Origin of the sequence: Grimontia marina (genome assembly GCF_900060185.1) — a bacterium.
In the GTDB taxonomy this organism is placed as follows: Bacteria; Pseudomonadota; Gammaproteobacteria; order Enterobacterales; family Vibrionaceae; genus Enterovibrio; species Enterovibrio marinus.
The window spans coordinates 1-3,872 of record NZ_FIZY01000115.1 but is presented as its reverse complement, the minus strand read 5'-3'; the positions used below and the strand labels follow the sequence as shown (position 1 = coordinate 3,872).

The window sequence follows — 3,872 nt, the reverse complement described above, 5'->3', positions numbered from 1 at the left end:
CACCTTCGCTTTAAATTCGGGTGAGTGGTTTCTACGTTTTCTTGTCATCATCTGCTCCAGTCTTTCTGGGGACTATCAAAACAGATCAATCACTTAAAGTCATGTCCGAAAATTGGGGGCCACTTCTAGGGACACCGTAGCCAAAATGGTGAAAACAATATCCGAATGCAACAAGCCTTGCCGAAAGCCGCTTATATCGGTTTCACAGGTACACCTCTGCTGCAAGATGATAAAACCGAGAACAAGTTCGGTAAGATCATTCACTCTTACACCATGCAGCAAGCCGTCGAAGATGGCACTGTTACGCCGCTGTTGTACGAAGAACGTAAGCCTGATCTGAGTACCAACGACAAAGCCATTGATGCATGGTTTGACCGTATTACCGATACCCTATCGGAAAAGCAACGCGCTGACTTAAAACGCAAGTTCGCGCAAAAAGGTCAGATCTATCAAACCGAAGGGCGATTAGAACTAATTGCGCACGACATTTCCGATCACTTCCAAAACTTTAAGCAGCAAGGTTTAAAAGGACAACTGGCGTGTGATTCTAAAGCCTCTGCGATCCGCTATAAGAAGCTGTTAGACCAAATAGGCAAAGTGACTTCCGTTGTGGCGATGTCACCACCTGATACCCGTGAAGGACACGATAACGTCGATAATGAAAGTACCGATCTAGTACAAAATTGGTGGAAAGAGAACGTCGCACAGAAAGGCTGGAGCGATGAAAAAGCCTACACCAAACACATCATTGCAGAATTTGAAAAGGACGAAGGCCCCGACATTATGATCGTGGTCGATAAGCTGTTAACGGGCTTTGATGAGCCTAAAAATACGGTGCTCTATATCGACAAGCCGTTAAAGCAGCACAACCTTATTCAAGCCATTGCACGGGTTAATCGCCTGCACAGCAAAAAGCAGTTCGGTTATTTGATCGATTATCGTGGCATCCTCGAAGAGTTAGATATCACCATTGAAAAGTACCAAGACTTGGCTGAACGCACCCAAGGCGGCTTTGATATCGATGATCTCAAAGGCTTATATAACCGCATGGATACCGAGTACAAGAAGTTGCCGGGTTTGTATGATGACCTTTGGGCAATTTTTTCTGGTGTGAAGAACAAGCAAGATGGACAAGCACTTCGTCAGGCTTTGGCACCCAAAATTGATACGATTGATGGTCAACTGACAGATACCAACTTAAAGCTACGTAATGATTTTTATGAAGCGTTGACCGCGTTTGCTAACTGCCTAAAAGTAGCACTTCAATCGGCAACGTACTTTGAAGACAAAAGCTTTGATGACAAGCGCCAAGTTTATAAGGACACGCTGAAGTCCATGAGCCAACTGCGTCAACAAGCACGCGCTGATGCAGAGGAAACCGTGGACTATGACGAATATTCTGAAAATATTCGCGCCATGTTAGACAAGCACATTGCAGGTGTGTCGATTGAAGAGCCAGAAGGTGCTTATCTGGTTGGCAACATGGGTAAAGATGCCAAACCAGAGCAAATGACCGATGATGAAGCCAAAAACAAAAAGGATGTCATCACAGGTCGTGTAACCAAGATGATTGAACAAGATTTGGCGGATGATCCGTATGCCCAAGAGTATTTCTCAAACTTGTTAAAGCAAGCCATTGAAAAAACCAAGGAGATGTTTGATAGCCCCGTTAAACAGTATCTTCTATTTGCGGATTTTGAGCAGCAGGTTAAAGACCGTGATGTGGCAGGTTTACCAACCGACCGTTTTGCAGAACTTGACCCTAAAATCAAACGCCATGTTCAAGCCTACTATGGACTGTTTCTGAAAGTGCTAGGCGAACCATCACCACTAACGGAAGCCCCCGTTCTTGAAGATAAATACTTTCAGTATGCGTTAGACATTGATGGAATTGTGCGTAAAGCGGTTGCCGAGTTTTCAATTAACCCATCGGAGATTGAAAACCAAATTCGTTTAGGACTGCTGCCACTGCTGTTCAATGATGTGGGCATAGACAAAGCTCAAGCCATTATCATGGATGTCATTCAAATCACCCGCCTTGGCCTATCTGGTAACAATAAGTCAGGTCACTAAGCATGGCTTCTTTTAATCCTAAAGAAGGCAATATCGAGGAATACAGCTTCATCTATGGTAATGAAGCTGTTACCTATGAGGTGCTCCGCAAAGCTTCTGCTCTAGGGAAAAACGGCGAAGGTAAGAAAAAGAAAATCACCATCCGAGTTCATCCTGATTGCCGAGTGGCTGTCACTGCGCCTCAAGATGCTGATAAATCGGCAATCCATGAGGCGGTCATGCAACGCGCTCAGTGGATTTGGAATGCATTGGTAGAGTTCCGAACTCATTTAGAGTATGTTCAAACCAAGCACTACCTGAGTGGCGAGATGCAATTCTATTTAGGCCGCCGCTATGTATTGAAAGTGGTTGAAGACCGAGATTCGATTTCTAACGTGAAAATGGATCGAGGTAAGCTGTTGGTCACGCTTAACCGCTTTAATGAAGATAAGCCCAAGCTAGTTAAAGCACTGGTATCTGGTTGGTATAGCGTTCGTGCAGAACGCATATTCCAAGAACGCTTAGCTGAGCTTCTGCCGCAGGCAACGTGGGTAGATGAAATCCCCTCATTTCGTATTATGCCGATGCAAAAACAATGGGGAAGCTGTTCAGCCAAAGGTACGTTGATGCTCAACCCTCACCTGATTAAAGCACCTAAAGAGTGTATTGATTACGTGATCCTACATGAGCTTTGCCACATCGCGGAATACAACCACAGCGAGCGTTTCTGGCGGTTATTGACTAGCGTGATGCCGAACTGGAAAGAAGTGAAAAGTAAGCTCGATGGAATGGCGGAGTTGTATTTGAATGAGTGAATGTCGCAATGCTCAAGTGAGTGACGGACTTCGAAGCTATACAGGACTCGATGAGTCTATACACAGTTTCTTGCTTCGAACTCAGCTTAGCCATGATTCAAACGCGAAGCCGAGAGGGGTTATCACACCTCAAGGAAAGTGGGCTAATTTCCCTTTTGTAAATAAAGAGCTTAGTCATTTGTTTCGCCGTTTTGCTGATCATCAACTTTTGGAAGCAATAGATGTTAGCAAGTCAATCGATGGTCGGTATAACACCCTGTTTGATAGCCCAGACTTTTATGTAGATCGTATCAAAAGCACATTTTTTCATGATCGCAAATCTCTGGGTTTGGAGAATAATACTGCCAACATAAGGTACTGTTTAGATTGTGTGTCAGAAGGCATTGAACAGATCGGTTACGGGTATTTTAGGCACTTCTGGTCAGTTTCAAATATTTGCCTTATTCACGGGCGTCCTTTAAAGCAGCTACCTAACCTTGGATTCAATAAAGCCTTAAAGGCAGTGAAAGCCATTTTAAGAGGGAAGAATGTCAAATCGGCTATCACTTTACCTGACTCCTATGGACCAACAGAGCGACATCGAGGCGCAGTGTGGTATCAAACGGGGAAGTATTTCTTTCCGATAAAAGCTGCAAGTTGCCTCAAGTACAGTTTTGCTTCGTGGATTGAACGTAATTTAACTCAATTCAGAAACGAAGACTTAATATCAAGCGCTCGACATGCCAGCTTCCACTACCTTCTCAATACCGATCAAGTAAAGGAGCTAGACGTTCGCGAAGCCCTTGCCTGTATCCATTTGTTATGTACCTCACTCGAACCGGATTTGTTGCGTGAGTTTTACAATAGTAATGTCGATTATATTGGTCTTGAATTAGGCCCTAAATAACTGATCCGAATAGTGCTACATTTTCGCCGTGCCGTGGCAACCTCCCGGGTACGGCGATACGTTATCCATAAAGTGCTTCACCTTCCTGAGCAATTGCCACATATGTTTACACCTGTGAT

General features: G+C 44.3%; 2 protein-coding genes and 1 pseudogene. All 3 read left to right on the top strand.

The features are described 5' to 3' along the window. Positions 1 to 129 precede the first annotated feature (129 nt). Positions 130 to 2,073: pseudogene (locus GMA8713_RS25175) on the top strand (type I restriction enzyme subunit R domain-containing protein); the annotation flags it as partial. A 2-nt stretch (positions 2,074 to 2,075) separates the two neighbouring features. Next, positions 2,076 to 2,867, top strand: a complete 792-nt coding sequence (locus tag GMA8713_RS25170) for a M48 family metallopeptidase (protein WP_062715358.1) — start codon at positions 2,076 to 2,078, stop codon at positions 2,865 to 2,867. Continuing rightward, on the top strand, positions 2,860 to 3,753 hold the full coding sequence (locus tag GMA8713_RS25165) for a TniQ family protein (protein WP_062715357.1): 894 nt from the start codon (positions 2,860 to 2,862) through the stop codon (positions 3,751 to 3,753). The genes GMA8713_RS25170 and GMA8713_RS25165 overlap by 8 nt, the downstream gene beginning before the upstream one ends. The last annotated feature ends 119 nt before the right edge of the window (positions 3,754 to 3,872 follow it).